This window comes from Streptomyces sp. Inha503 (assembly GCF_047215865.1).
In the GTDB taxonomy this organism is placed as follows: Bacteria; Actinomycetota; Actinomycetes; order Streptomycetales; family Streptomycetaceae; genus Streptomyces; species Streptomyces lycopersici.
Genome location: NZ_CP178360.1, coordinates 1976692 through 2001780 on the forward strand (window position 1 = coordinate 1976692; position 25089 = coordinate 2001780).

Sequence of the window (25089 nt, forward strand, 5' to 3'; positions counted from 1 at the left end):
ACTTTGTGCCGACTCCAAACAAAACACGGACGGCCACTTCGGGCGCGCGCCGTTCGGTCTCCACGGATCACGGCCTCGCCCGCCTCCGCGCCGCCATCACCGCGTTCTTCTTCCTCGACGGATTCGTGTTCGCCGGGTGGGTCGCCCGGATCCCCGCGATCAAGGATCAGACGAGCGCATCGGAGGGCGCCCTGGGGCTGGCGCTGCTCGGCGTGTCGGCGGGCGGTACGGCCACGATGATGGCCACCGGACGCCTGTGCCGCCGCTTCGGCAACCATCCGACGACGGTGGCCGCCGGTGTGCTGCTCGCGGGCTCGGTCGCGCTGCCGCCGCTGACCCACTCCGCGCTCGCCCTCGGGCTGGTGCTGCTGGTCTTCGGCACCGGATTCGGCGCGCTCAACGTGGCCATGAACAGCGCGGCCGTCGACCTCATCGCCGCCCTGCGCCGCCCGGTCATGCCCGGCTTCCACGCCGCGTTCAGCCTGGGCGGGATGGCCGGGGCCGGGCTGGGCGGGCTGATCGCCGACCATCTCTCCCCCACCCGCCATCTGTCGCTGCTCGCGGTCTTCGGGCTGCTGCTCACGGCCGCCGCGGGCCGGACACTGATCTCACTGCCGGTGCCCACGCCGCGGGCCGGCCCGGGGCCCGGGGCCGGGTCCGGGCAGGCCACCGACCCCGAATCGGCCCCCGGCGCACAGCGGCCGGGCCGCGCCCGGTGGCTCGTCGCCGTGTTCGGCCTGATCGCGCTCTGCACGGCGTACGGCGAGGGCGCCATGGCCGACTGGGCCGCGCTCCATCTGCACCAGGACCTCGACACGTCCGCCGGGCTCGCCGCCGCGGGCTACGCCGTCTTCGCCCTGATGATGGCCGTCGGGCGGCTGAGCGGCACCGCGCTGCTGGAACGGCTAGGCCAGACCAGGACGTTGATCGCGGGCGGTGCCACGGCCGCGGCCGGAATGCTGCTGGGCTCGCTCGCGCCCGCGATCTGGCTCGCCCTCCTCGGCTTCGCGGTCACCGGGCTGGGGCTGGCCAACCTCTTCCCCGTCGCCATCGCGCGGGCGGGCGCGCTGACGGGGCCGGGCGGGGTCGCCGCGGCCTCCACGCTCGGCTACGGCGGCATGCTGCTGGGCCCGCCGACGATCGGCTTCCTCGCCGACTGGTACTCGCTGCCGGTCGCGCTCACCACGGTCGCGGCGCTGGCGGCCGTGGCGGCCGTCGTCGCGTACGGCACGCGGAACGCCGAGCGCACGGCCGGAAGTTGACATTCCGGCGCCCCGGCCGGGCGCTGTCGGAGGCGGCTGGCATGATTCCGACATGGAGACTGCCGAGTTGATCGAAATCGTGGACCGCGAGGGCCGGTTGCTGGCCGACGCCGCGGCCGAGGCCGGGGTCGACGCCCCCGTGCCCACCTGCCCCGACTGGCGCGTCCGTGATCTGCTGTCCCACATCGGCCGGGTGCACGGCTGGGCCGCCCGGTTCGTCGCCGAGGGCCTGACCGAGCCGGTCCGGCCCACGGTCGAGGCGGCACCGGCCGACGCCGAGCTGGTGTCGTGGTACCGCGAGGTCCATGGCCGGCTGGTCGACGCCCTCACCCATGCCGACCCCGAGGTGAAGTGCTTCACCTTCCTGCCCTCCGAGGCCCCGCTGGAGTTCTGGGCCCGGCGCCAGGCCCATGAGACGGCCATCCACCGGATCGACGCGGAGTCGGCGCGCGGCGGGGACTTCTCCCCGTTCACCCCGGAGTTCGCGGCCGACGGGGTCGATGAGCTGCTGGTCGGTTTCCACAGCCTGGACCGGTCCCGGGTGCGTACGGACACCCCGCGCACGCTCCGGGTGCGGGCCACGGACCAGGGCTCGGTCTGGACGATGCGGCTGTCCCGGGACGCTCCACGCACCGAGCGCCACGGCGAGGGGGCGGCCGACTGCGAGCTCAGCGGCCCGGCCCGCGACCTCTATCTCGCGCTCTGGAACCGGCTGCCGATCACCGCGCTGACCACGGAGGGGGACGAGAAGCTGGCCGAGCTGTGGCGGGAGCACTCGGGGATCTGACCGCCCGGCCGCTCGGGGCGCGACCGCGACCGCTCGGGCAGACCAACCGCTTGGGTAGCCCAAACACCAGAGTTACCGATGAGTAATAACCCGTGTTAGCTTCCTGTCATGTCACGTCGATCGATGTCGCCGCGCGGACTGCGCCGCGCGATGAACTGGTGGCCGCCCTATCTCTTCGCCGGAGTGCGGGTGGTCCACCTCGCGGAGGACTGGAGCAGCGCCCGCGTCAGGCTGCGGCTGCGCCGCTTCAACGCCAACTACGTGGGGACCCATTTCGGCGGCTCGCTGTTCTCGATGAGCGACCCGTTCTGGATGCTGCTGGTGATGCGACGGCTCGGCCGGGACTACATCGTCTGGGACAAGGCCGGTGAGATCGACTTCGTCTCGCCCGGCCGCGGTGACGTGTTCGCCGACTTCACGCTCACCGAGGAGCGGCTGGAGGAGATCCGCGAGGCCACGGCGGACGGCGGCAAGGCGCTGCCGTGGTTCGAGAACGAGGTGGTCGCCGCGGACGGTACGGTCGTGGCACGCGTACGGAAGCAGCTGTATGTGCGCCGGAAGCACCATGATGGGCAGCGTGGGCCGGGGCCTGGCAGGACCGACCCGGCGGTGGCCACCGGACACCAGGCGAAGGGCTGAGACGAGATGACCGGACCCCGTACCCAGGACGAACGCGACGCGCTCACCATCGAGATAGTGTTCGCCCTGGTCACGGCCGGTCTGCTGGCGGCCGCGCTCTACGTGGCGGTCGCGAGCCCCGCCCTCTTCGGCGACCTGGACCGGGCCCACGAGCGGGCCTGGCAGACAGCCGCCTTCGCGGTGGCCATCGCCGGATTCGCCATCCGCCTGGTGCGGGCGCTGTGGCCCTTCTCCCGGCAGAAGCGCTGATGCCCCAGGACCAGGGCCAGAGCCACGGCCAGAACCACGGCCAGAGCCAGGACCCGCAGCCCGCACGGTGGCAGTGCGCCGGGGCACGCTGGGGCCGCGGCGGGCCCGCGCTGGTCTGGCGCCATCCGGCCCAGGGGGAACGGCTCTCCCCGCTGACGCCGGACCGCCCGCTCTCGTTCACCACCGGGCCCCGGCGCGCCTGCGTCGGCGTCCGAAGGGGCGCCCGGCACACCCCGTGCCCCGCCGGGGCCGAGGTCCCCGCCTCCGCCGTATCGGCGCAGTGCCCGGACTGCGCCCGGCTGGACCGCTCGTACTCCGTGGCCGCCGACACCCGTACGGACGATCCGCGCCCTTACGACGTCTATCTCGCCTGGTTCGGCCCGGACTTGGTCAAGGTCGGGATCACCGCGGCCGAGCGGGAGGGGGCACGGCTGCTGGAGCAGGCCGCGCTCTCGTACTGTCTGCTGGGTCGTGGCCCGCTGATGGCCGCGCGCCGCGCCGAGGCCGTGCTGGGCGCCGCGCTCGGCGTCCCGGACCGCTTCCCGTACGCCGCCAAGCGCACCGCCCGCGAGACCCCGCCGCCCCCGGAGCGCCGGGCCGCCGACCTCGCCGCGCTCCACCAGCGGGCGCGTGGCCTTGGCGGTCTGCCGGAGTCGCTGGCCCTGGCCCCGTTCGAGCCGGTCCACCATGACGTGGCGTTCCATCTGGACCGGGTGCGCCCAGCGCCGGGGCTGATCCAGCTCGTCCCCGAGGCCACCGTGGCCGGTCATATCGACGCCGTGGCGGGCCCGGACATCCATCTGACCTCGACGGACGGCCGGGCCCTGCTGCTGGACACCCGGCAGCTGGCGGGCTGGCCACTGGCGGCGGCCGAGCCGGACGCCCCGACGACGGCGCCGGTGGCGCGGCGGGAGCGGGAGGCGGAGGCCCCGGAGGGGCTGTTCTGAGCGGAGGGGCCATTCCGAGCGCACACGGCCTCGCTCAGCCGAGCCAGCCCGGCCGGACCAGGCCCGACTCATAGGCGAGCACGACGAGTTGGGCGCGGTCCCGGGCGCCCAGTTTGACCATCGTCCGGCTCACATGGGTCTTCGCGGTGAGCGGGCTGACCACGAGCCGCCGGGCGATCTCCTGGTTCGACAGCCCCATCCCGACCAGGGCCATCACCTCCCGCTCCCGCTCGGTCAGCTCCGCCAGCGCCGCCGCGGGCGCGGGTTCCCTGGACCGGGCCGCGAACTCGGCGATCAGACGGCGGGTCACCCCGGGCGACAGCAGCGCGTCGCCGCCGACGACCGCGCGCACCGCCCGCAGCAGCTCATCCGGTTCGGTGTCCTTGACCAGGAAGCCGGAGGCGCCGGAGCGGATCGCCTCGAAGACGTACTCATCGAGTTCGAAGGTGGTCAGCATGACCACCTTCACCTCGCCGAGTGCCGGGTCCCCGGTGATCCCCCGGGTGGCGGCGAGGCCGTCGAGCACCGGCATGCGGATGTCCATGAGGACGACATCGGGGCGCCGCTCCCGTACGAGCGCCAGCGCCTGCTCCCCGTCGGCCGCCTCGCCGACCACCTCGATATCCGGCTGCGCGGCCAGCAGGGCGCGGAATCCCGCACGGACGAGGAGCTGATCGTCGGCGAGCGCGACACGGATCACGGTACCGGGCCCGTCCTCATCCCTCATGGGATCCCCTCCCACCCTTGTCCCTCATGGGGTCTCCCTCCCACCCTTGAACGGGATCCTGGCCCGGACGCGGTAGCCGCCGTCCGGGCGCGGGCCCGCCTCCACTGTGCCGCCGAGCGCGGCGGCCCGCTCGCGCATGCCGACCAGGCCGTTGCCACCGCCCGTCGCCCCGTCCCCGGTCGCGGGGCCGTCGTCGTCCACCCGCAGCTCCAGCTCACCGGGGGCATGGTGCAGCAGCACACGGGCGTTCCGGGAGCCGGAGTGGCGGACGATGTTGGTCAGGGCCTCCTGCACGATACGGAACGCCGCGAGATCGGCGCCCGGCGGCAGGGCCGTCCGTACGCCCTCCACCTCCACCCGCACCGCGAGCCCCGCATCCGCCGCCTGCCCGGTCAGCTCCGCCAGCCGGTCCAGGCCGGGCGCGGGTGAGCGCGGCGCTGCGCCGGGCGCGCCGGAGCCGGAGGTCCGCAGGGTGTCGAGGACCTGGCGGACCTCGCCCAGCGCCTCCTTGCTGGCCGCCTTGATGGTGGTCAGCGCGGTGCGGGCCTGCTCGGGGTCCTGGTCGAGGAGGGCGAGCCCGACGCCCGCCTGGACGTTGATGACCGAGATGCTGTGGGCGAGGACGTCGTGCAGTTCGCGGGCGATCCGCAGCCGCTCCTCGTCCGCCCGGCGGCGCGCCGCCGCCTCCCGTTCGGCCCGTTCCCGGGCCCACTGCTCACGGCGTACGCGGACGAGTTCGGAGGCGGCCACGATCGCCGCCGCCCAGGCGGTGACCACCAGCTCCTGCCCCCATCCGACGGGCCCGTCGTCGCCCGGCGGCAGCCAGCGGTAGAGCCAGTGGCCGATGAGCAGATGGCTCCCCCACAGCAGCCCCAGCGCGCTCCACGCGGCGATCCGCCGCCCGGCCGCGATGGCCGTCACACAGGCGACGACGACGCTGAGGAAGACGGGCCCGTACGGATATCCGGCGGCGAGGTAGACGGCGGTCACCAGCGCCGTGCCGACCACGACCGCCCCGGGACGGCGATGGCGCATGAGCAGCAGCGCGGGCCCGGCGAGCAGCAGCGCGGCGCTCCCGGGCCCGAGGGCCGCCCGGGCGGACTGATCATGCGCGGCGAACCCGGTGCCCATCATCTGGATGACGGCGATGGCGACCGAGGAGCGCCAGGGCAGGGCCGAACGCGATGGGTCGAAGGGTGCCCGGCGCCGCCATCCGCCCGGCCACTGCCCCGGGCCGTGCTCCCCCGTGAATCCGTGCATACGGGCAACGCTAAACCGGCGGCGCGGCCCTGGCGTCCCCCCTGCGCGGTGCCCGCGCCTACTCCCGGCGGAGTAGGCGCCCATGCCCTGCCGGACAAGCCATGGCCACCACGAGTGAATCGGGTCCGGATCCGGCACCGATCGCGGGACAGAACGGCCCGGCAGGGTCGCGCCCCGGCCCTACCCCCGGTCCATCGCCCCCAGGGCCCGGCGGGCGGCCGGGTGGGTGCGGACGAGGTCGGCCAGCGTGGTCGTCCCGCGGGTGATCTTCGTGAAGGCGCGCCACGCCGGGCGGAAGCCGGTGATCGCCGCGTGGAACATCCCGGGGCGGCGGGCGAAGACCGTGTGCAGACGGCGGCCGACACCCATCTCCACACCCAGCCCCGCCTTGATCGCGAAGGCGTAGTTCAGGGCCTGACGGCGGGCGTCCACCGCGTCGTGGGCCTCGGCGACGCGCACCGCCCACTCCCCCGCGAGCCGGCCCGAGCGCAGCGCGTAGGAGATGCCCTCGCGAGTCCACGGCTCCAGCAGCCCGGCCGCGTCGCCGCACACCAGGACCCGGCCGCGCGACAGCGGCGAGTCGTCGGAGCGGCAGCGGGTCAGATGGCCGGAGGAGATGCTCGGCTCGAATCCGGCGAGGCCGAGCCGGGCGATGAAGTCCTCCAGGTAGCGCTTGGTCCCTGCGCCCTCGCCGCGTGCCGAGATGACGCCGACGGTAAGGGTGTCGCCCTTGGGGAAGACCCAGCCGTAACTCCCCGGCATCGGGCCCCAGTCGATGAGCACCCGGCCCGCCCAGTCCTCCGCGACGGTCTCCGGAACCGGGATCTCCGCCTCCAGGCCGAGATCCACCTGGTCCAGCTTCACGCCGACGTGCGCGCCTATGCGGCTCGCGCTGCCGTCGGCGCCGACCACGGCCCGCGCCAGCACCGTCTCACCGTCGGAGAGCACCACGGCGACCGTGCGCCGGTCCGGCACGGCCGGGCCGTGCTGCTCGACGCGGGTGACCGCGACGCCCGTACGGACCTCGGCGCCCGCGTCCCTGGCGGCGTCGACCAGGGCCGCGTCGAACTCCGGCCGGTTGATCAGTCCGAAGAGCGCCTGCTTGGAGCGGCGGGTGCGGGACAACTTGCCGTTCAGCGAGAACGTCACCGCGTGCACCCGCTCCCGCAGCGGCAGTTCGAAACCCGGCGGAAGGGCGTCGCGCGAGGGGCCGATGATGCCACCGCCGCAGGTCTTGTAGCGCGGCAGCTCGGCCTTCTCCAACAACAGCACCCGGCGCCCGGCGCAGGCGGCGGCATGGGCCGCGGAGGCACCCGCGGGGCCCGCGCCCACCACGACGACGTCCCATACCGTCTCATTGTCCGGGGCTGCGTTGTCGCTGCTCACGTGTGGATCCGCTCCCAATCGACCGACCTGATGCGCCTACCCGGCATCCTACGGCTCCCCGGTGGATGACCCCGCTGTGGGATGATCGGCCACGCGTCATCAAGCCGTACATACGTGCCCATCGCCGCGCATCCCGCCGCCGGCCCGTCGCACCCCAGGAGGGTCCCCCATGGAGAAGGCGCCTCTCGCCGCCACCGTCGCCGCCCTGCAACCGCGCGCCAGGGCCGAGCTGGCCGAGCTGGTGGCCTTCAAGTCGGTGGCGGACCCGGCGCAGTTCCCGCCCGGCGAATGCGAGGCGGCCGCCCGCTGGGTCGCCGACGCGCTGCGCGCCGAGGGGTTCGAGGACGTGGCGCTGCTGGACACGCCCGACGGCACCCAGTCCGTCTACGGCTTCCTGCCCGGTCCGGCCGGCGCCCCGACCGTGCTGCTCTACGCGCACTACGACGTGCAGCCCCCGCTGGACGAGGCCGCCTGGCACACCCCGCCCTTCGAGCTGACCGAGCGCGACGGCCGCTGGTACGGGCGGGGCGCCGCGGACTGCAAGGGCGGCGTGATCATGCATCTCACCGCGCTGCGCGCGCTCAAGGCGAACGGCGGGGTCCCGGTCAACGTCAAGATGATCGTGGAGGGTTCGGAGGAGCAGGGCACGGGCGGTCTGGAGCGCTACGCCGAGGCCCATCCGGAGCTGCTGACCGCCGACACCATCGTGATCGGCGACGCGGGCAACTTCCGGGTCGGGCTGCCGACGGTCACCGCCACGCTGCGCGGGATGACGCTGCTGCGGGTCTCGGTGGAGACCCTGGAGGGCAATCTGCACTCCGGCCAGTTCGGCGGGGCGGCCCCGGACGCGCTCGCCGCGCTGATCCGCGTCCTGGACTCGCTGCGCGCCGAGGACGGCTCGACCACCGTCAAGGGCCTCGACGCGGACGCGGCGTGGGACGGGCTCCAGTACCCGGACGAGGAGTTCCGCAAGGACGCCAAGGTGCTCGACGGGGTCGGGCTGATCGGCTCCGGTACGGTCGCCGACCGCCTCTGGGCGCGCCCCGCGGTCACCGTGCTCGGCATCGACTGCCCGCCGGTGGTCGGCGCCACCCCCTCCGTCCATGCGGGCGCGCGGGCGCTGATCAGCCTGCGGGTGCCGCCGGGCGTGGACGCGGCCGAGGCCAACCGGCTGCTCGCCGAGCACCTCCGGTCCTCGGTGCCGTGGGGCGCGCGGCTTTCGGTGGAGCAGGTCGGCCAGGGCCAGCCGTTCCGCGCGGACACCACGAGCCCGGCGTACGCGGCGATGCGGGAGGCGATGCGCCTGGCGTACGACGGCCAGGAGATGGCCATCGCCGGGCAGGGCGGCTCGATCCCGCTGTGCAACACACTGGCCTCGCTCTACCCGGAGGCGGAGATCCTGCTGATCGGGCTGAGCGAGCCGGAGGCGCGGATCCACGCGGTCAACGAGAGCGTCTCGCCGGAGGAGTTGGAGAAGCTCTCGCTCACCGAGGCGCTGTTCCTGGGGATGTACGCGGCGGGCAGGGGCTGATCACCTTCATCCCGCCCGGCCGGCGGGCCGCCCTCGCGGGCCGGCGTGGTCAGAGCCCGTGGGGACGCCCGCTTCGAGATACAGCGGGCGGCCCTGCTCACGGGCGCGCAGCGCCCAGCGCAGCCGGCTCAGCCGCACCGGTGGCAGCAGCGCGGCGGCCTCGCTCTCGGTGACGAAGCGCCAGCCGCGCAGTTCGGAGCCGGGCAGCAGCACCTCCTGGGCGGCCGCGCTGGAGAGCTTGCCGCCGTCGAAGAGCAGCCGCAGGCCCCCGTAGCCGGGCGGCTGGGGGCGTTCCCAGTCGGCCACCAGCAGCCGCAGCGGTTCGTCCAGCCGTACCCCCAGCTCCTCGGTGACCTCGCGCACCCCGGCGCACATCGGGGGTTCGCCCGGTTCGACGACGCCGCCGGGGAACTCCCAGCCGGGCTTGTAGGTGGGGTCGACGAGCAGCACCCGGTCCTCCTCGTCGAAGAGCAGGACCCCGGCGGCCAGCGTCTCCGCCTTCGGCTCCGGGGTCTGCACGATGTCGCAGATCCCGGCGCCCTCGCGGACCGCGTCGGCGATGTGCTGGGCGGTCTGGCGCGGGGTGAGCCCGGTGGTGTCCACGACATGGGCATCGGTGGTCAGCCAGGTCAGGGCCGCCTGGTAGGGCGCGAGATGGGCCAGGCACCACCGGCGTACGGACTCGCTGGCGTCCGCGTCCCCGGGTATCTCCTCGCGTTCGGCTATGCGCTCGCGAAGGATCGTTTCATCGGTGTGCAGCAGAACATGCCGTACGGGAATGCGACGGGCCGCGAAACCGCCGAAGATCTCATCCCGGTACTCCTGTCTGAGGACCGTCATCGGGACCACGAGCGGGCCGCCGACCTCCGCGATCAGCGCCGCTCCGGTGTCCACCACCAGCCGGCGCCAGGAGGGCAGATCCTGGTAGTCGGACACCTGCTCAAGACGTTTCCGCGGGAGCATCATCCGCAGCCCGTTACCGACCAGCTCCGGGTCGTAGAACGTGCTGCCGGGCATGAAGTCCACCAATTCGCGGGCCGCGGAGGTCTTACCCGCACCGAACGCACCGTTCAGCCAGACGATCACATTTCCCCCTATTCCATCGCCTCCTGACAGTTGCCCGCATCACCCTGTCATGGAAACGCGCGAAGACGACCGAGTGACGGATCGCGTCGCTCCGGACGGGTTGGGCGGGGGCGCGGGGCGGGGCGGCGGAGTGCGGTCGGGGATCTTGTGGCCCTTGTGCCACAGGGGTCACCGTGGCCGCATGAGCCACAGTGACCCCTGTCGTATCAGCCCTTGCTGGCGCCGAGGGTGAGTCCGGCGATGAAGTGGCGCTGCAACAGCAGGAAGACCAGCACCGTGGGAAGTGCCACGATCACCGAGCCCGCCGCGAGCAGGTTGTAGTCGGTGAAGAACTGGCCGCGCAGATTGTTGAGCGCGGAGGTGATGGGCAGCTTGTCACCGTCGGAGATGAAGACGAGCGCCCAGAGGAAGTCGTTGTACATCCAGGTGAATTGCAGGGTGGCGAGCGCGGCCAGCGCGGGCCGGCACAGCGGAAGCGTGATGTTCCAGTACTGCGTCCAGACCCCCGCCCCGTCCACCCGCGCCGCCTCCACGATCTCATCGGGAATGGTGCGCATGAAGTTGGCGAGGACGAAGACGCAGAATCCCACCTGGAAGGCGACCTGAACGGCGAGCACGGCCCAGTAGGAGTCGTACATCGTCATCGAGTCCGACATCCAATAGGGCAGATTGATCTTGGTGAAGAGCACATAGAGCGGGGTGACGATGACCTGCTGCGGCAGCAGATTGCCCGCCGTGAACACCATGAGCAGCACCAGCCCGCCGCGTATTCTCAGCCGGGTCACACAGAAGGCGACGAACGAGGCGAGAAACAGCGTCAGCAGGACCCCGGGCACCGCGATGATGAGCGAGTTGACGAAGTACTTGCCCATCCCGGAGTCATTGAACGCCTTGGCGTAGTAGTCGAACGACAGATGGCGCGGCAGCGAGAAATAGCCGTATTTCGCGGTCTCCTCGTACGGCCGCAGCGACGCGTAGACGGCGAGCAGCAGCGGGGCGAGGAAGGCGAGCGACACGACCATCAGAAAGGCGTGCAGCCCGAGCCGGCCGCGGGTCACCCGGCGCTTACCGGTGCCGGTCACCGGGGTCACGGTCCGTGCGGAGGCGGGCGGAGTGGTGACGGTCATCCCTTCTTCCCCCCTCGCAACTCCTGGACCAGATAGGTCACGATGAATCCCAGGGACACGGTCAGCAGGACGACGGCGATCGCGGAGCCGAATCCAATCCGGCTGGCCTCGCCGATGATGTTGTCGGTGACCAGCACCGAGAGCAGTTCGAGCCCGTTACGGCCATGGTTGATGGCATAGACGATGTCGAAGGCGCGCAATGCCTCGATCACGGTGATGACGCCGACGATGATGTTGACCGGCCGCAGGGTGGGCAGCACCACCCGGAAGAAGGTCTGGGTCTCGCTGGCGCCGTCGATCGCGGCCGCTTCCTTGAGCGAGGGATCGACGGATTTCAGCCCGGCCAGATAGAGGATCATCACATACCCGGTGTGCCGCCAGGCGGCCGCAAGCAGCACCATCCAGATATTGAGGTCCGGATCTCCGAGCCAGTCCACCGGGTCGTTCTTGTTGGCGAGGATCGCGTTCAGCGCACCCTGGTCACGGGAGAAGACGAGCTGCGCGATGAAGCCGACGATGGCGAGGGAGAGCACCACCGGCATATAGAGGGTGGACTGATAGAAGCGGCTGAACCGGACACCCTTGTCCAGCAGTACGGCCAGCAGCAGTCCGAAGGGGGTCGCGACCAAGCCGAGAAAGGCGACCCAGAGCAGATTGTTGCGGACCGCCGGCCAGAACGGCGGATAGTCGGTGAAGAGGGTCTTGTAGTTGTCGATGCCCACCCAGTGGATATCGCCGATGCCGTCCCAGCTGGTGAAGGACAGGCCGATGGAGGCGAGGGTCGGACCCCAGATCAGGGCCAGGTCGAGCAGGATGGGTATGCCCAGCAGCACGCCGATGACGGCGAGGTCGCGGGAGGTGAACCTCCGCGGACCCCGCCGTTTGGCACGCCGCGCGGTCGGGAGCGGCACGGCGCGAATCTCCTAGTCGCTGGCGAAGATGGTCTTCTTCTGGGACTCGATGTCCTTGGTGAGGGAGTCGATGTCGTTCGGCTTGTTGATGAACTGCTGAATGGCCCGGATCATCACCTGGGACGCGAAGTCCGGCCGGGTGTCGCGGTCCATGAACTGCGATATCTGCTTGGCGTTCGAGACGAGGTCGACGGCCTTCTTCTGGAGCGCGTTGTACGAAGAGGTGGACGCCTTGTCGTTGACGGCGATGTTGTTCGGGTCCCGCTTCAGGTAGATCTCCTCGGCGGCGGGGGTGGCGAGGTACTTCATCAGCTCCTTGCCCTCCTTCTGCCGCTTGGACTTCTTCGCCAGCAGAAAGCCGTCGATCGGTGCCTCCACCGCGTCCTGGCCATAGGCGGAGTCGATCTCGGGGAAGGGGAAGAAGTCCAGATCATCGCGGTCGGCGGCGGAGAACTGCTGCCCGGGGTGGGGCAGCCCGAAAACCGCCATACCGGACTTCTTCTGTGCCAGGCTCTGGGCGGCCTCCTGCCAGGTCCGCCCGTTGGCACCCTTCTGGTGGTACGGCATCAGCCCGCGCCACAGGTCGAAGACGTTTCGGACCTTGGGATCAGTCCAGGACTCCTTGCCGCCCATGAGGGAGATATGGAAGTCGTAGCCGTTGGCCCGCATATTGAGATAGTCGAAGGTCCCCATGGCGGGCCAGCCGTCCTTGTCGCCGAAGGCGATGGCGTCGAGGCCGTCCTTGTCCATCCGCTTGGCGAGCGCCCGGAACTCGTCGAAGGTCTTCGGCACCTCGTAGCCGTGCTGGGCGAAGACGCTCTTCCGGTAGAAGACGGCCCAGGGGTAGTAGTAGTACGGCACGAGGTACTGCTTGCCGTCCTTGCCGGTGGACTGCGCCTTGAGCGCGTCGGAGAACCCGTCGAAGCCCTTCCAGAGGTCGCTGATCTCGGCGAGCTGCCCCTGTTCGGCGAAGAACTGCATGCGGTACCCGGCGAACCACATGAAGACGTCGTCGGGGGTGCCCTTCAGATAGCGGTTGATGCCCTCCTGGAAGGCCTCGTGGTTGACGGTATTGACCTTGACCTTCTTGTCCGACTTCTTCTCGTACGCGTTGAACACCTCGGCGAACGCCTTGCGGGGCACGGCGTCGGAGGCGTTGGAGCCGATCTTCACTTCGTTGCCCGGACCACCGCAGGCGGTCAGCAGCGTCGGAAGGGCTACCGCGCCGGCTCCGACCGCGGTGCCTCGTAGTAGCGCACGGCGGGAGATCCGATGTCCTGACGATGACGGTGCCATGTGCCCCTCCACAGAGGTTCAATCAAACACAACCGAACGCGAGTGAGGGGATCTCATCCGGCGGCCACGCGAATCGTCAAGGGTTTTGACGAGATATCGAACAACTGTTATCGCATCTCTTCCAACAGACTCCAACAGGGTCTACCGTAAACGCTCGCATGTGACGCAGCCATGACACTGCGTTACCCCCGTTGAGAACGGAGGACCCGCATCATGCGCCACCGCTGTTTTCGACCCGCGAGACGAAGAGTCATCGGAGCACTGAGCGCCGGATTACTGGCCACGGTCGGCCTGGCCCTCCCGGCCGTCGCCCAGCCCGCGCATCGCGCCGAGGTCACCACACCGGCCTCCGACCCGGGCGCCGCGCCCGGTGACGGGCTCGCCCTCACCCCTCCGATGGGCTTCAACAACTGGAACTCCACCCACTGCCGCGCGGAGTTCAATGAGGCGATGGTCAAGGGCATCGCCGACATCTTCGTGGCCAAGGGACTGAAGGACGCCGGATATCAGTACGTCAACCTCGACGACTGCTGGGCACTGCCGCAGCGCGATGCCAACGGCAAGCTGGTGCCCGATCCGGTCCGCTTCCCGAACGGCATCAAGGCCGTCGCCGACTATGTCCACTCCAAGGGACTGAAGATCGGCATCTACACCAGCGCGGGCACCAAGACCTGCAACAGCGCCGGCTTCCCCGGGGGGCTCGGCCATGAGAAGTCCGACGCCCAGCAGTTCGCCGACTGGGGCATCGACTATCTCAAGTACGACAACTGCAATAACCAGGGTGTCGACGCCAAGCAGCGCTACCGCACCATGCGCGACGCCCTGAAGGCCGCGACCGAGACCACCGGCCGCCCCATCGTCTACAGCATCTGCGAATGGGGCGAGAACAAGCCCTGGGAGTGGGCCGGGGAAGTCGGCCATCTGTGGCGGACCACGGGCGACATCAGCGACAGCTGGGGCAGTATGCTGTCGATCGCCAAGCAGAACCTGCCGCTCGCGAAGTACGCCGGGCCCGGCCACTGGAACGACCCGGACATGCTGGAGGTCGGCAACGGCGGGATGACGGCCACCGAGTACCGCAGCCACTTCTCGCTGTGGTCGATCATGGCCGCACCGCTGCTGATCGGTACCGATCTGCGCAAGGCTAACGCCGAGACCTATGAAATCCTCGGCAATCACGAAGTGATCGCCGTCGATCAGGACCCGCTGGGCAAGCAGGGCACCGTGGTCTCCTCCGAGGGCGGGCGCTGGGTCATCGCCAAGGAGATGGCGGACGGCAGCCGCGCCGTCGCGCTGTTCAACGAGACCGACCGGCCGCAGCACATCGCCACCACGGCGACCGGGGTCGGGCTGCCCCGGGCGACCGCGTACCGGCTGCGCGATCTGTGGGCGCACAAGGACTACAACACCGCCGGAGCCATCTCGGCCACCGTCCCGGCCCATGGCACCGTGCTCTACCGGGCCTCGGCCGACACTCGCTGGGCCTCCTACCCGCCCGCCGCCGAACTCGGCCTCGACGGCACCGCGCTGACCGAGGCCGGGGCCGCGACCCAGGTCGACACCACGCTCACCGACCTCGGCCGCACCCCGGCCCAGCAGGTCTCGGTCCGGCTCACCGGCCCCGACGGCTGGCGGATCAAGGCCACCTCCCCGACCCGCGCCGCCTCACTGCCCACCGGCTCGAAGCTGGCCACGCGCTGGCAGGTGACCGCGCCCGCCGGGGCCGCGCCCGGTGCGTACGACCTGACGGTCAGCGCCGACTACCGCTCACCGGGAGGCGACAGGGCCGCCGCCCGGCTGGTCTCGGCGGTCCATGTGGTGGTCGCGCCACCCTCCGGCAGCTCGTACGCGAGCGATCTGCCCTGGCTGAGCGCGCTCAACGGCTGGGGCCCGGTGGAGAAGAACACCAGCGTCGGCGAGAACGAGGCGGATGACGGCCATCCGCTCACCCTCGGCGGCACCACGTACGACAAGGGCCTGGGCGTGCACGCGCCGAGTGAGGTCACGTACTACACCGGCGGCCGGTGCTCGCGCTTCACCGCGCGGGTCGGCGTGGACGACGAGGAGGGCACCGCCGGGACGGTCGGCTTCGAGGTCTGGGCGGACGACGCCAAGGTGGCATCGTCGAAGACGCTGACCAACGCCGATCCGGCCGCCGCCCTCGACGCCGCCATCGGCGGGGCGAAGACGGTCCGGCTCGTCGTCACCGACGGCGGGGACGGGGTCACCAGCGACCACGGGGACTGGGCCGACGCGGCCTTCGCCTGCTGACCAGATCCACCGATGAGACCCACCGATGAGATCCACCGATGAGATCCGTCCCTTCCCGCGGCCGTCCCGGGCTCAGCACTCGGGCAGCCCGGGAAGGGGCGCGTCATTGTCGCCGCCCTTGACGTAGACGACGCTCACATAGACATCGCGATGGCCGTTGTCGTCGTCGGTCCTGGCCCACCACACGTTCGTCCACTTGCCATAGGTCTCCCGGCGGCCCAGGTTCTCCTGGCAGTAGAAGTAGTTCACGCCGTGCTTGAGGGTGCCGACCGGCTCACCGCCGTGGGTGTACGAGGTGGCGTCGCGCCACACCTCGCAGTCGTACCGCCCGCCCTCGACGCCATGGCAGACGGGTGCGGCGCCCGAGGGCGGCGCGGATGAGGCCGCCGGGCCGCCCTGGTCGCCGTCGCCGCCGCTCGGAGTGGATGAGGCCGTGTCATCCGGCCGCGCACTGCCCTGCCCGGCCGTGGCGCTCGCCTTACCGCCGCCCGGCGCGGCGGTCTTCCCCCGGCCCGCCGTTTCGCTCGGCGGATCCTTCGTGCGCGCCGACTCCGTGGTGTGGTCATCACCTCCGACCAGTGCGTACGTCACCCCGCCGCCGATGAGTGCGACCGCCGCGGCCGCGGCCGCGATGAGCGCTCCGCGGCGCCTGCGCCCCGCACTTCGCGCACCGGCCCCGCCACCCGCGCCCGGCTCCCCGCTCACCAGCGGCTCCGCCACGGGCGGCGGGCCGAAGCCCGGAGGCGGGGCGGACGGGGTCGGGGCGGACGGGGTCGGCTCGCTCGGTGGAACGGACGGCGGCCCGACCGCGTCGCGCGGCGTCTCCCCCGCCGCCACCTCCGCCAGCATCCGGCGCGCCTCGGCGGCGGACGGCCGCCCTCGCGGATCCTTGTCCATCAGCGCGCGCAGCACGGGCGCCAGCGGCCCGGCCAGCCGAGGCTCGGGCAGCGGCTCATTGACGATCGCGGTGAGCGTGGACCATACGGAGGTGCGGCGGAACGGCGCCGAGCCCTCCACCGCCGCGTACAGCGTCATCCCCAGCGCCCAGACGTCCGAGGCCGGGCTCGGGTCCTGGCCCTGGGCGCGCTCGGGCGCGAGATAGTCCAGGGAGCCGATCAGCTCGCCGCTGCGGGTCAGCTTGGTGGTCGCGCCGTCCTCGGGCGCCTCCAGGCTCGCGATGCCGAAGTCCGTGAGGACGACGCGGCCCTCGCGGTCCAGCAGCACATTGCCGGGCTTCACATCCCGGTGCAGCACCCCGGCACCATGGGCCGCGCCGAGCGCGTCCGCGACCTCGGCGCCGATCCCCGCGGCCTCCCGGGGGTCGAGGGTGCCCCGCTCGTCGAGCACATCGTCGAGCGAGGGCCCGTCGATCAACTCCATGACGATGAGCGGCAGCCCGCCCTCCTCGGCCACGTCGTGGACCGTGATCACACCGGAGTGCCGGATCCGGGCCGCCGCCCGCGCCTCCCGCTGCATCCGGGTGCGCAGATCGGCCAGTTCGGCGCTGGAGGCGTCGGTGTGGGTGCGCAGCACCTTGACCGCGACCTCCCGGCCGAGCACCGCGTCCACCGCCCGGCAGACCACGCCCATGCCGCCCCGGCCGAGACGGCCCGTCACCCGGTACCGCCCGCCCAGCAGCCGCCCGGACAGATCGCCGCCCATGTCCGCCGGTGCCACCGCTCCGCCTCCCCTCGCGCGCTCCTCGATCGCGCCCGGCCACTGCCGGGCTCAGGGCGAACAGCTTAGGGGCAGACGGTGACAGCGGGTCATGGCCAAACGGTGAAGGAGCGGGGCTCAGTCCCCGGTGGGACAGGCTCAGTCGCCGGCGGAAGGGGCTCAGTCCCCGGTGGAAGGGGCTCAGCCCCGGTGGGACAGGCTCAGCCCCCGGTGGGAGGCGTGTCCGCCACCGGGCCGAACCCCTCCAGCCGCGCCTCCTGCGCCGCCGCGGCGGCCGCGCCCACCAGGCCCGCGTCGGTGCCCATCTGCGCCGGGACGACCTCCAGCCCCTGGACGAACGACAGGGTCGCGTAGTCGCGCAGGGCGCGCCGCAGGGGCGCGAAGAGCACGTCCCCGGCGCCCGCCACGCCGCCGCCCACGACCGCCACCTCGATCTCGACGAGCGCCGCGGTCGCGGCGATCCCGGCGGCCAGGGCCTGGGCGGCCCGTTCGAAGGAGGCCCGCGCGACGGGGTCCCCGGCCCGCGCCGAGGCGGCGACGGCCTGGGCGCTGGTGTCACCGTCCGGCCCCGGGCGCCAGCCGCCGTCCAGGGCGCGGCGGGCGATGTTGGGGCCGCTGGCGATCCGCTCCACACAGCCGCGTCCGCCACAGGGGCACGGGTCCCCGTCCAGCTCCACGCTGATGTGACCGATGTGCCCGGCGTTTCCGGTGGGTCCCGGGTGCAGCCGACCGCCCAGGACCAGCCCGCCGCCCACACCGGTGGAGACCACCATGCACAGCGCGCTCTTACGGCCGCGTGCCGCGCCCTGCCAGTGTTCGGCGGCCGTCATCGCCGGTCCGTCCCCGACCAGCGACACCGGCAGTGCGCCAGTGGTCTCCCGGACCCCGGCGACCAGCGGGAAGTCACGCCAGCCGGGGATGTTGACGGGGCTGACGGTGCCCACGGAGGCGTCCACCGGGCCCGCGCTGCCGATGCCGACGGCGGCGACCCGCGACCAGTGCGCGGTGGCCGCGAGCTCTTCGAGCACGGCGGTGACCTGGCCCATCACCGTGGCGCCGTCCTCCTGGGCGCGGGTGGCGCGGCGGGTTCGTACGGCCAGCTTTCCGCTCCCGTCCACCAGAGCGCCCGCGATCTTGGTGCCGCCGATGTCCAGTGCGGCGATGAGGTCACGTGGCATAGGTGTCGACTCTCCTGGTGGGCATGCTGGTGGGCATGGACGCGTTCAGTGTGCGGCAATAGTCTTCCCGGCGCTGACAACGTTGTCCAGGGGCTATGCTCGTCACTCCTTCCCCCACGACGACCAGCGACGGGACGAGCGCACTGTGACCGACACCGCCCCGGGCACCGCCAGCCGCACCCCCACACGCCGTTACGGCACCCGGCCCACGATGAAGGACGTCGCCGCACGGGCGGGGGTCGGCCTCAAGACCGTCTCCAGAGTTGTCAACGGCGAGCCGGGCGTCACCCCCGACACCGAGCGCCGCGTCCAGGAGGCCATCACCGCGCTCGGCTTCCGCCGCAACGACAGCGCCCGCATTCTGCGCAAGGGCCGTACGGCCAGCATCGGACTGGTCCTGGAGGATCTGGCCGACCCCTTCTACGGTCCGCTGAGCCGCGCCGTCGAGGAGGTCGCCCGGGCCCATGGCGCGCTGCTGATCAACGGGTCCAGCGCGGAGGACCCCGAGCGGGAGCAGGAGCTGGTGCTCGCGCTGTGCGCGCGCCGGGTCGACGGCCTCGTCATCATCCCGGCCGGCCATGACCACCGCTATCTGGCGCCCGAGATGGCGGCCGGGATCGCCACCGTCTTCGTCGACCGGCCGGCGGGGCGCATCGACGCCGACGCCGTGCTCGCCGACAGCTTCGGCGGTTCCCACGACGCCGTCGCCCATCTGATCGCCCACGGCCACCGCCGGATCGGCTTCCTCGGCGACCTGCCGGGCATCCACACCGCCGCCGAGCGGCTGCGCGGCTATCACGCGGCGATGAGCGAGGCCGGGTTGCCGGTCCATGACGCCTGGGTCTCGCTCGGCCCCACCGATCCTGAGCGGGTCCGGGCCGCGGCCACCGCGATGCTGGACGCCACCGAGCCGGTCACCGCGCTGTTCGCGGGCAACAACCGGGTCACCGTCACGGTCGTACGGGTCCTGGCCGAGCGCCCCGCGCCCGCCACGCCGGTGGCCCTCATCGGCTTCGACGACTTCGAGCTCGCCGATCTGCTCTCGCCCGGGATCACCGTCATAGCCCAGGACTCGGCCCAGCTCGGCCGGACCGCCGCCGATCTGCTCTTCCGCCGCCTCGACGGCGCGGGCGGGGACCCCCGGCGGCTCGTCCTGCCGACCCGGCTGATCCCGCGCGGCTCGGGCGAACTGCCCCCGCCCGCGGCATCCTGAGCGACCCCTCCCCCAACGGCACGCCTTCCACGGACGTCCGATCGGCCCTCCCCGAACGGCGCACTTCCCCCGAACGGGCACTTCCCCCGAACGGGCGCTTCTCCCGAACGCCTGAACGGCCCCGCTCCGGTTGCCTCGGTCCCCCACTCCCCCGAGGGTGGAGGCGGAGGGCCCGGGGCCTGTCCGACGGAACGAGGGAGACGCGATGAGCGGGCGCCGAACGCGGACGATCTGCGCGGTGAGCCTCATGGCCGTGCTGGCGCCGGCCGCCGCCGGCTGTTCGGACGACGGGGGCACCCCGTCGTCCGAGGTGTCCCGGGCCTCCGCCGCCATCGCGTCCGCGAGGGCGTCGGCCCAGGCCGAGCTGGACAAGATCAAGGGCGGCTCCCAGGCCAAGCGCGAGGTGAAGGTCGGCCGGGTGAGCCGCGATGGCGCGGGGCGGGCCGTGGCCCCGCTGACCGTGACCAACGGGAGCAAGCACCCGGCCGGCTACGCCATCGAGGTCAACTTCCGCGACACGAGCGGGGACTTGGTGGACGCCGTCGTCCTGCGCCTGTCCAAGGTGCCCCCGAACCAGCCCACTCCGGCCACCGCCCGCAGCCACCGCAAGCTCACCGGCCGCATCACGGCGAACGTGGGCACGGCGGTGCGGTACTGACCGTACTGGCCGCCGCTGACCGGCACTGACCACCAGGACCCGAGAACCCAAGGACCCGAGGACCCGAGGACCCGAGGGCCCAAAGCCCCAGAGAGACCCGGAACCAGGCTCGAAAGGCGCAGAGGCCATGTCACAGGTGCACCACCGGTTCGCGGACATCCAGGGCCGACGGCTGTTCTACCGCGAGGCCGGTCCCGCGGACGCCCCCGCGCTCGTCCTCCTGCACGGCTTCCCCACCAGTTCGTTCATGTTCCGCGACCTCATCCCGCGCCTGGCGGACCGCTACCGCCTCATCGCCCCCGACCACCTGGGCTTCGGCTTCTCCGACGCCCCCGGTGCCGACGAGTTCGACTACACCTTCGACGCCCTCACCGACCTCACCGCCGGGCTCCTCGACCACCTCGGCCTCGACCGCTACGCCCTCTACGTCCAGGACTACGGCGCGCCCATCGGCTGGCGCCTGGCCCTGCGCGCCCCCGAAGCGGTCACCGCGATCGTGACGCAGAACGGCAACGCCTACGACGAGGGCTTCGTCGCGGACTTCTGGCGCCCGGTGTGGGCCTACCAGGAGGATCAGAGCCCGAAGAACGAGGAGGCCATCCGCCAGGCCCTCTCCCTGGACCTGATCAAATGGCAGTACCTCACCGGAGCTCCCGACGAGAGCCTGGTCAGCCCCGACACCTGGCACCACGACTTCCAGCAGGTGTCCCGCCCCGGCAACGACCTGGTCCAGCTCGAACTCTTCCGGGACTACGCCACCAACAGCCCCCTGTACCCCCGGGTGCACGAGTACTTCCGCGCCCACCAGCCGCCCCTGCTCGCCGTATGGGGCCGCGACGACCCCATCTTCGGCCCCGACGGCGCCCGCGCCTTCGCCCGCGACAACCCGAAGGCCGAGGTGCACCTCCAGGAGGGCGGTCACTTCCTCCTCGAAACCGGCCTGGACGAGGTGGTCCCCCTGATCCGGAAGTTCCTCGGCGCCCACGTGGGCGCGCGCTGAACCACGCGGCGTGTGGGCGGCCCCTGCTTCAACCGCCCCGGCCGTGTGCGCCCGTGCGCCCCGTGGCGGCCAGCAGGGCGATCACCCCGAGGGCCGCCAGCAGGATCAGCACCAGGAAGAGCACCGTCAGCACGGTGGGGTGGTTCCACAGGGCGAACACCGCGACCGGCACCAGCAGGGCCGTCGTCGTCAGACCCCGCCGGTGGTCGGCGGTCCAGGTGCCGGCCCGGCCGGTGCGCATCCCGTGGGCCGCGCCCCAGCGGGCCGCGCTGTCGGCGAGGATCTCGGCCCGGCCGCGTACGGTGCTCGGCAGCCGCCCCGGCCCTGCCAGGTAGGCGCCGAGCGCGACCACGAGGCCGAGCACCAGCACGGTGAGCACGGTGACCCGCAGGAAGCGCACCACCGTGTCGAAGAGGACCGAGGCGGCCTCCCTGGACAGCACGCTCGTCGGCACATGGTCGAGGTAGTAGCGGCGCCCCACCATCAGGACCAGCGCCAGGGCGAGGGAGGCGAGCGCGGTGCCCAGGGCCGCGCGGGCGAGCGCCCGGCGGCGCCGGCGGGCGAGCAGCACGCCCGTACCGCCGAGGGCCACGGTCAGCGCGGGCAGCCAGTTCCCGGCCAGGTCGAGCAGGCGCGCCGACCGTCTCATGGTGTCGAGCCGGTCGGAGTGGAAGAGGACGAGCCGCTGGTGGATGTCCGGGACGCCGGTCACCGCGGGGAGCCCGGCGTCCACCAGCTGCTGTCTGACCCGCTCCACGGCGGCGCCGACGTTGAGGGTGACGGTGTGGCCCTCGACGCCGACCGGCCCGCCGCCCTTGCCGGTGAGGGCGCCCACGACGGCGGTGTGGGCGGCCCGGTTGGCGCCCGTCCACACGGCGGGGAACTGTTCGCTGCGCACGATGTGGGCGGCCACCTTCCGCACCGCCTGGTCCAGGGCCGAGTCCAGCTGCGGGGCCAGCCCCTCGATGGTGTCGGCGGCCCGCTCCGGAAGGCCGTGGGCGCGCAGCCAGGAGGCGATGTCGGCGGTGATCTCCTGGCTGTTGTGGCGGATGTCGACGGCCTGGCTGACCTGTTCCACGGCGGTGTCCTGGATCGCCGGGTCCTTCGCGAGCGGGGCGACGGTCGCCACGTAGCGGTCGGTGTCCAGGACGATGTCGTGGACCCAGACCGTCAGCACGGACACCGGTACGAGGAGGCAACCGAGAAGGATCAGCAGGGCCGACACGGCGCTTCTGGCCATGACACCCATCTCCCGCCTTCACCGGCGGGGCCGCATCCCGGGTGACACGTGCGGGTGAGCGGATGTGACCAAGCGGATCAGCGGCCCCGGCGGGACGGGCCGATCCGCGCCCGATCCGTGGGCTCCCGCGGATCCGGTGTTGCGGGGTCGGTCAGGAGGCGGCCGGGGCGGCGCGGCCCGCCAGCGCGTCGAGTTCGGCGCGGCCGAGCCCGGTCAGCCGCTCGACCTCGGTGCCGTCGAGCGCCCCGCAGTCCAGCCCGCGCACCAGATGGCCGCCGAGCGCTTTCGCGGTGGCCGGTTCGTCGGCGATGCCGGTGGATCCGGCCGTACGGTCCACATACGCGGCGAGCCGTTCCGCGGCCGCCTCCAGGCCCTCGCGGTAGAACGCGTAGACGGCGGCGTAGCGGGTCGGGAGGTGGCCGGGATGCATGTCCCAGCCCTGGTAGTACGCGCGCGCCAACGACCGCCGGACCAGGCGGTGGTGGAGCCGCCAGGCGTCGTGGACCCGTTCGGTGGGGCCGACCGGCAGCACGTTGGTGGAGCCGTCGGAGAGCCGTACGCCGGTTCCGGCGGCGGCGACCTGCATCACCGCCTTGGCGTGGTCGGCCACGGGGTGGTCCATGGCCTGATGGGCGGCGCCGACGCCACAGGATGCGCTGTAGTCGAAGGTGCCGTAGTGCAGCCCGGTGGCCCGCCCCTCGGCGGCGTCGATCATCCGGGCGACGGTGGCGCGGCCGTCGGGGCCGAGGATGGCCTGGGTGGTCTCGATCTGGATCTCGAAGCCGATGCGGCCCGGGGCGAGTCCGTGCGCCTTCTCGAACTCCTCGCACAGCCGGGCCATCGCGGTGACCTGCTCGGCGTACGTCACCTTGGGGAGGGTGAGCACCAGGCCGGCCGGCAGCCCTCCGGCCGCCATCAGCCCGGTGAGGAAGATGTCGAGGGTGCGGATCCCGCGGTCGCGTACGGCGGCCTCCAGGCACTTCATGCGGATGCCGGCATAGGGCGGCGCGGCGCCCTCGGCGCAGGCGGCCGCGACGAGCGAGGCGGCGCGGGCGGCCGCGGCGTCCTCCTCGGCGTCGGGGCGGGGTCCGTAGCCGTCCTCGAAGTCGATCCGCAGATCCTCCACGGGCTCGCGCTCCAGCTTGGCCCGCACCCGGGTGTGGACGGGCTCGGCGAGTTCGCCGGGGAGGCCGAGGACGGCGGCGAAGGAGGCGGCGTCGGGCGCGTGCCGGTCGAGGGCCGCCAGCGCCTGGTCGCCCCAGTCGCGCACCGTACCGGCGGTGAGGAGGTCGGCGGGGACGTAGACGGTGTGAACGGGCTGACGGGTGCCCGGATCGCCGGGGTAGCGGCGGGCGAGCTCGGCGTCGACGGCGGCGAGTGAGTCGGCGATTGACGCCCGTACGGCACCGGGCAGGCTGGTCCGTACCGTCTCCTGAGGCTCCATGTCCGTTCGCCACCCTTCCCGCTCTTTCCGCTGTACGGAAACGATGATCCGTACGGTGAAGTTAGCCAGCCATGGAACGGCGGGTCAACACCCTCCCGGCAGCGGCGAGGCCCCGCACGCGCATCGCGTACGGGGCCTCGCGGAGGTCCGGCGGACGTCAGCCCTTGCGGGACTTGACCTCCTCGGTCAGCTGCGGGACGACCTCGAACAGGTCACCGACCACGCCGTAATCGACCAGATCGAAGATCGGAGCCTCGGCATCCTTGTTGACCGCCACAATCGTCTTCGAGGTCTGCATACCGGCCCGGTGCTGAATCGCACCCGAGATACCCGCCGCGACGTACAACTGCGGCGAGACGGTCTTACCCGTCTGACCCACCTGATTGGTATGCGGATACCAGCCCGCGTCCACCGCCGCACGCGAGGCGCCAACCGCCGCGCCCAGGGAATCGGCCAGCGCCTCGACCACGGGGAAGTTCTCCGCACCACCCACACCACGGCCACCGGAAACCACGATCGCGGCCTCGGTCAGATCCGGACGCCCCGTCGACTCACGCGGCGTACGCGCCACCACCTTCGTACCGGCGGCGTTGTCGGAGAAAGACACCTCAAGCGCCTCGACCGCACCCGCGGCCGGGGCGGCCTCCGGCGCGGCCGAGTTGGGCTTGACGGTGATGACCGGCGTACCCTTGCTGACCCGGGACTTGGTGGTGAAAGCGGCGGCGAACACCGACTGCGTCGCCACCGGACCCTCCTCCCCAGCCTCCAGGTCCACCGCGTCGGTGATGATGCCCGAACCGATACGGACCGCCAGCCGGGCCGCGATCTCCTTACCCTCCGCGGAGGACGGGAACAACACAGCGGACGGCGACACGGCCTCATACGCCGCCTGAACCGCGTCCACCTTCGGCACCACGAGATAGTCGGCGAACTCCGGCGCGTCCGCGGCCAGCACCCGCACCGCACCGTACTCCGCCAAAGTGGACGCCGTATCCGCGGCACCGGCACCGAGAGAGACCGCGACAGGCTCGCCAATGCGGCGGGCCAGCGTCAACAGCTCCAGCGTGGGCTTGCGGACGGCACCGTCCACGTGATCGACAAAGACAAGGACTTCAGCCATGGGAATCGCTCTCCTGCGACATGCGAAAGATCTGGACGATAGGGACGGCGCGGCTCAGATGAACTTCTGACCCGCCAGGC

At 72.0% G+C, this 25089-nt stretch carries 22 protein-coding genes; 10 read left to right on the top strand and 12 right to left on the bottom strand.

What is annotated here, in order from left to right; translation table 11 throughout:
• The first annotated feature begins 5 nt into the window (after positions 1-5).
• The 5 genes from ACJX2R_RS08150 to ACJX2R_RS08170 all read left to right on the top strand — a co-directional run bounded on the left by ACJX2R_RS08150 (position 6) and on the right by ACJX2R_RS08170 (position 3884).
• Positions 6-1262, top strand: coding sequence for an MFS transporter (locus ACJX2R_RS08150; RefSeq protein ID WP_413099465.1), 1257 nt, complete (start codon positions 6-8; stop codon positions 1260-1262).
• A 52-nt stretch (positions 1263-1314) separates the two neighbouring features.
• A complete protein-coding gene (locus tag ACJX2R_RS08155; protein ID WP_413099466.1) occupies positions 1315-2049 on the top strand; it encodes a maleylpyruvate isomerase family mycothiol-dependent enzyme in 735 nt (244 codons plus the stop codon).
• Positions 2050-2157: 108 nt separating this feature from the next.
• Positions 2158-2688, top strand: a complete 531-nt coding sequence (locus ACJX2R_RS08160; RefSeq protein WP_413099467.1) for a DUF4442 domain-containing protein — start codon at positions 2158-2160, stop codon at positions 2686-2688.
• Positions 2689-2694: 6 nt separating this feature from the next.
• Positions 2695-2937 (top strand): DUF6332 family protein, encoded by a 243-nt coding sequence (locus ACJX2R_RS08165; RefSeq protein WP_413099468.1) that lies wholly within the window; start codon positions 2695-2697, stop codon positions 2935-2937.
• Positions 2937-3884, top strand: a complete 948-nt coding sequence (locus ACJX2R_RS08170; RefSeq protein ID WP_413099469.1) for a DUF2797 domain-containing protein — start codon at positions 2937-2939, stop codon at positions 3882-3884. Before ACJX2R_RS08165 ends, ACJX2R_RS08170 begins: the two co-directional genes overlap by 1 nt.
• Before the next feature lie 34 nt (positions 3885-3918).
• Here ACJX2R_RS08170 and ACJX2R_RS08175 read toward each other — a convergent pair whose 3' ends face one another.
• From ACJX2R_RS08175 to ACJX2R_RS08185, 3 genes are all read right to left on the bottom strand, one after another.
• Complete coding sequence (locus ACJX2R_RS08175; protein ID WP_044582312.1) at positions 3919-4584, bottom strand: response regulator transcription factor; 666 nt, start codon at positions 4582-4584, stop codon at positions 3919-3921.
• Positions 4585-4635: 51 nt separating this feature from the next.
• Entirely contained in the window at positions 4636-5871 is a 1236-nt protein-coding gene (locus tag ACJX2R_RS08180; RefSeq protein ID WP_413099470.1) for a sensor histidine kinase, read from the bottom strand.
• A gap of 180 nt (positions 5872-6051) precedes the next feature.
• Entirely contained in the window at positions 6052-7257 is a 1206-nt protein-coding gene (locus ACJX2R_RS08185; RefSeq protein WP_262704607.1) for a geranylgeranyl reductase family protein, read from the bottom strand.
• Between the two features lie 169 nt (positions 7258-7426).
• Here ACJX2R_RS08185 and ACJX2R_RS08190 point away from each other — a divergent pair, with 169 nt between their 5' ends.
• On the top strand, positions 7427-8788 hold the full coding sequence (locus ACJX2R_RS08190) for a dipeptidase (protein ID WP_413099471.1): 1362 nt from the start codon (positions 7427-7429) through the stop codon (positions 8786-8788).
• A gap of 6 nt (positions 8789-8794) precedes the next feature.
• On the opposite strand, the gene ACJX2R_RS08195 is transcribed toward ACJX2R_RS08190, so the two are convergent.
• The 4 genes from ACJX2R_RS08195 to ACJX2R_RS08210 all read right to left on the bottom strand — a co-directional run bounded on the left by ACJX2R_RS08195 (position 8795) and on the right by ACJX2R_RS08210 (position 13208).
• On the bottom strand, positions 8795-9874 hold the full coding sequence (locus tag ACJX2R_RS08195) for an NUDIX hydrolase (protein WP_262704605.1): 1080 nt from the start codon (positions 9872-9874) through the stop codon (positions 8795-8797).
• Between the two features lie 206 nt (positions 9875-10080).
• Complete coding sequence (locus ACJX2R_RS08200; RefSeq protein WP_413099472.1) at positions 10081-11001, bottom strand: carbohydrate ABC transporter permease; 921 nt, start codon at positions 10999-11001, stop codon at positions 10081-10083.
• Positions 10998-11912, bottom strand: coding sequence for a carbohydrate ABC transporter permease (locus ACJX2R_RS08205; protein WP_262704603.1), 915 nt, complete (start codon positions 11910-11912; stop codon positions 10998-11000). The genes ACJX2R_RS08200 and ACJX2R_RS08205 overlap by 4 nt, the downstream gene beginning before the upstream one ends.
• A gap of 12 nt (positions 11913-11924) precedes the next feature.
• The gene (locus ACJX2R_RS08210) at positions 11925-13208 is read right to left on the bottom strand and encodes an ABC transporter substrate-binding protein (RefSeq protein ID WP_262704602.1); all 1284 of its coding nucleotides are present in this window, start codon (positions 13206-13208) and stop codon (positions 11925-11927) included.
• A 213-nt stretch (positions 13209-13421) separates the two neighbouring features.
• Here ACJX2R_RS08210 and ACJX2R_RS08215 point away from each other — a divergent pair, with 213 nt between their 5' ends.
• Entirely contained in the window at positions 13422-15479 is a 2058-nt protein-coding gene (locus ACJX2R_RS08215; protein ID WP_413099473.1) for an NPCBM/NEW2 domain-containing protein, read from the top strand.
• A gap of 72 nt (positions 15480-15551) precedes the next feature.
• On the opposite strand, the gene ACJX2R_RS08220 is transcribed toward ACJX2R_RS08215, so the two are convergent.
• Positions 15552-17141 carry a serine/threonine-protein kinase gene (locus ACJX2R_RS08220; RefSeq protein ID WP_413105799.1) on the bottom strand — a complete coding sequence of 530 codons (1590 nt, stop codon included), beginning with the start codon at positions 17139-17141 and terminating at the stop codon, positions 15552-15554.
• A 215-nt stretch (positions 17142-17356) separates the two neighbouring features.
• Positions 17357-18334, bottom strand: a complete 978-nt coding sequence (locus ACJX2R_RS08225) for an ROK family protein (RefSeq protein ID WP_413099474.1) — start codon at positions 18332-18334, stop codon at positions 17357-17359.
• Between the two features lie 145 nt (positions 18335-18479).
• Between ACJX2R_RS08225 and ACJX2R_RS08230 the strand changes: the two genes are divergently transcribed.
• The 3 genes from ACJX2R_RS08230 to ACJX2R_RS08240 all read left to right on the top strand — a co-directional run bounded on the left by ACJX2R_RS08230 (position 18480) and on the right by ACJX2R_RS08240 (position 21205).
• Entirely contained in the window at positions 18480-19547 is a 1068-nt protein-coding gene (locus ACJX2R_RS08230; protein WP_413099475.1) for a LacI family DNA-binding transcriptional regulator, read from the top strand.
• 205 nt (positions 19548-19752) lie between these two features.
• Positions 19753-20205: a hypothetical protein gene (locus ACJX2R_RS08235; RefSeq protein WP_413099476.1), complete on the top strand. Its 453-nt coding sequence runs from the start codon at positions 19753-19755 to the stop codon at positions 20203-20205.
• 127 nt (positions 20206-20332) lie between these two features.
• On the top strand, positions 20333-21205 hold the full coding sequence (locus tag ACJX2R_RS08240; RefSeq protein ID WP_413099477.1) for an alpha/beta fold hydrolase: 873 nt from the start codon (positions 20333-20335) through the stop codon (positions 21203-21205).
• Between the two features lie 28 nt (positions 21206-21233).
• Here ACJX2R_RS08240 and ACJX2R_RS08245 read toward each other — a convergent pair whose 3' ends face one another.
• The 3 genes from ACJX2R_RS08245 to ACJX2R_RS08255 form a co-directional block, all read right to left on the bottom strand.
• The gene (locus ACJX2R_RS08245) at positions 21234-22445 is read right to left on the bottom strand and encodes a hypothetical protein (RefSeq protein ID WP_413099478.1); all 1212 of its coding nucleotides are present in this window, start codon (positions 22443-22445) and stop codon (positions 21234-21236) included.
• 151 nt (positions 22446-22596) lie between these two features.
• A complete protein-coding gene (locus tag ACJX2R_RS08250) occupies positions 22597-23889 on the bottom strand; it encodes a DUF6986 family protein (RefSeq protein ID WP_413099479.1) in 1293 nt (430 codons plus the stop codon).
• Between the two features lie 157 nt (positions 23890-24046).
• Positions 24047-25009 carry an electron transfer flavoprotein subunit alpha/FixB family protein gene (locus ACJX2R_RS08255; protein ID WP_413099480.1) on the bottom strand — a complete coding sequence of 321 codons (963 nt, stop codon included), beginning with the start codon at positions 25007-25009 and terminating at the stop codon, positions 24047-24049.
• Positions 25010-25089: the final 80 nt, after the last annotated feature.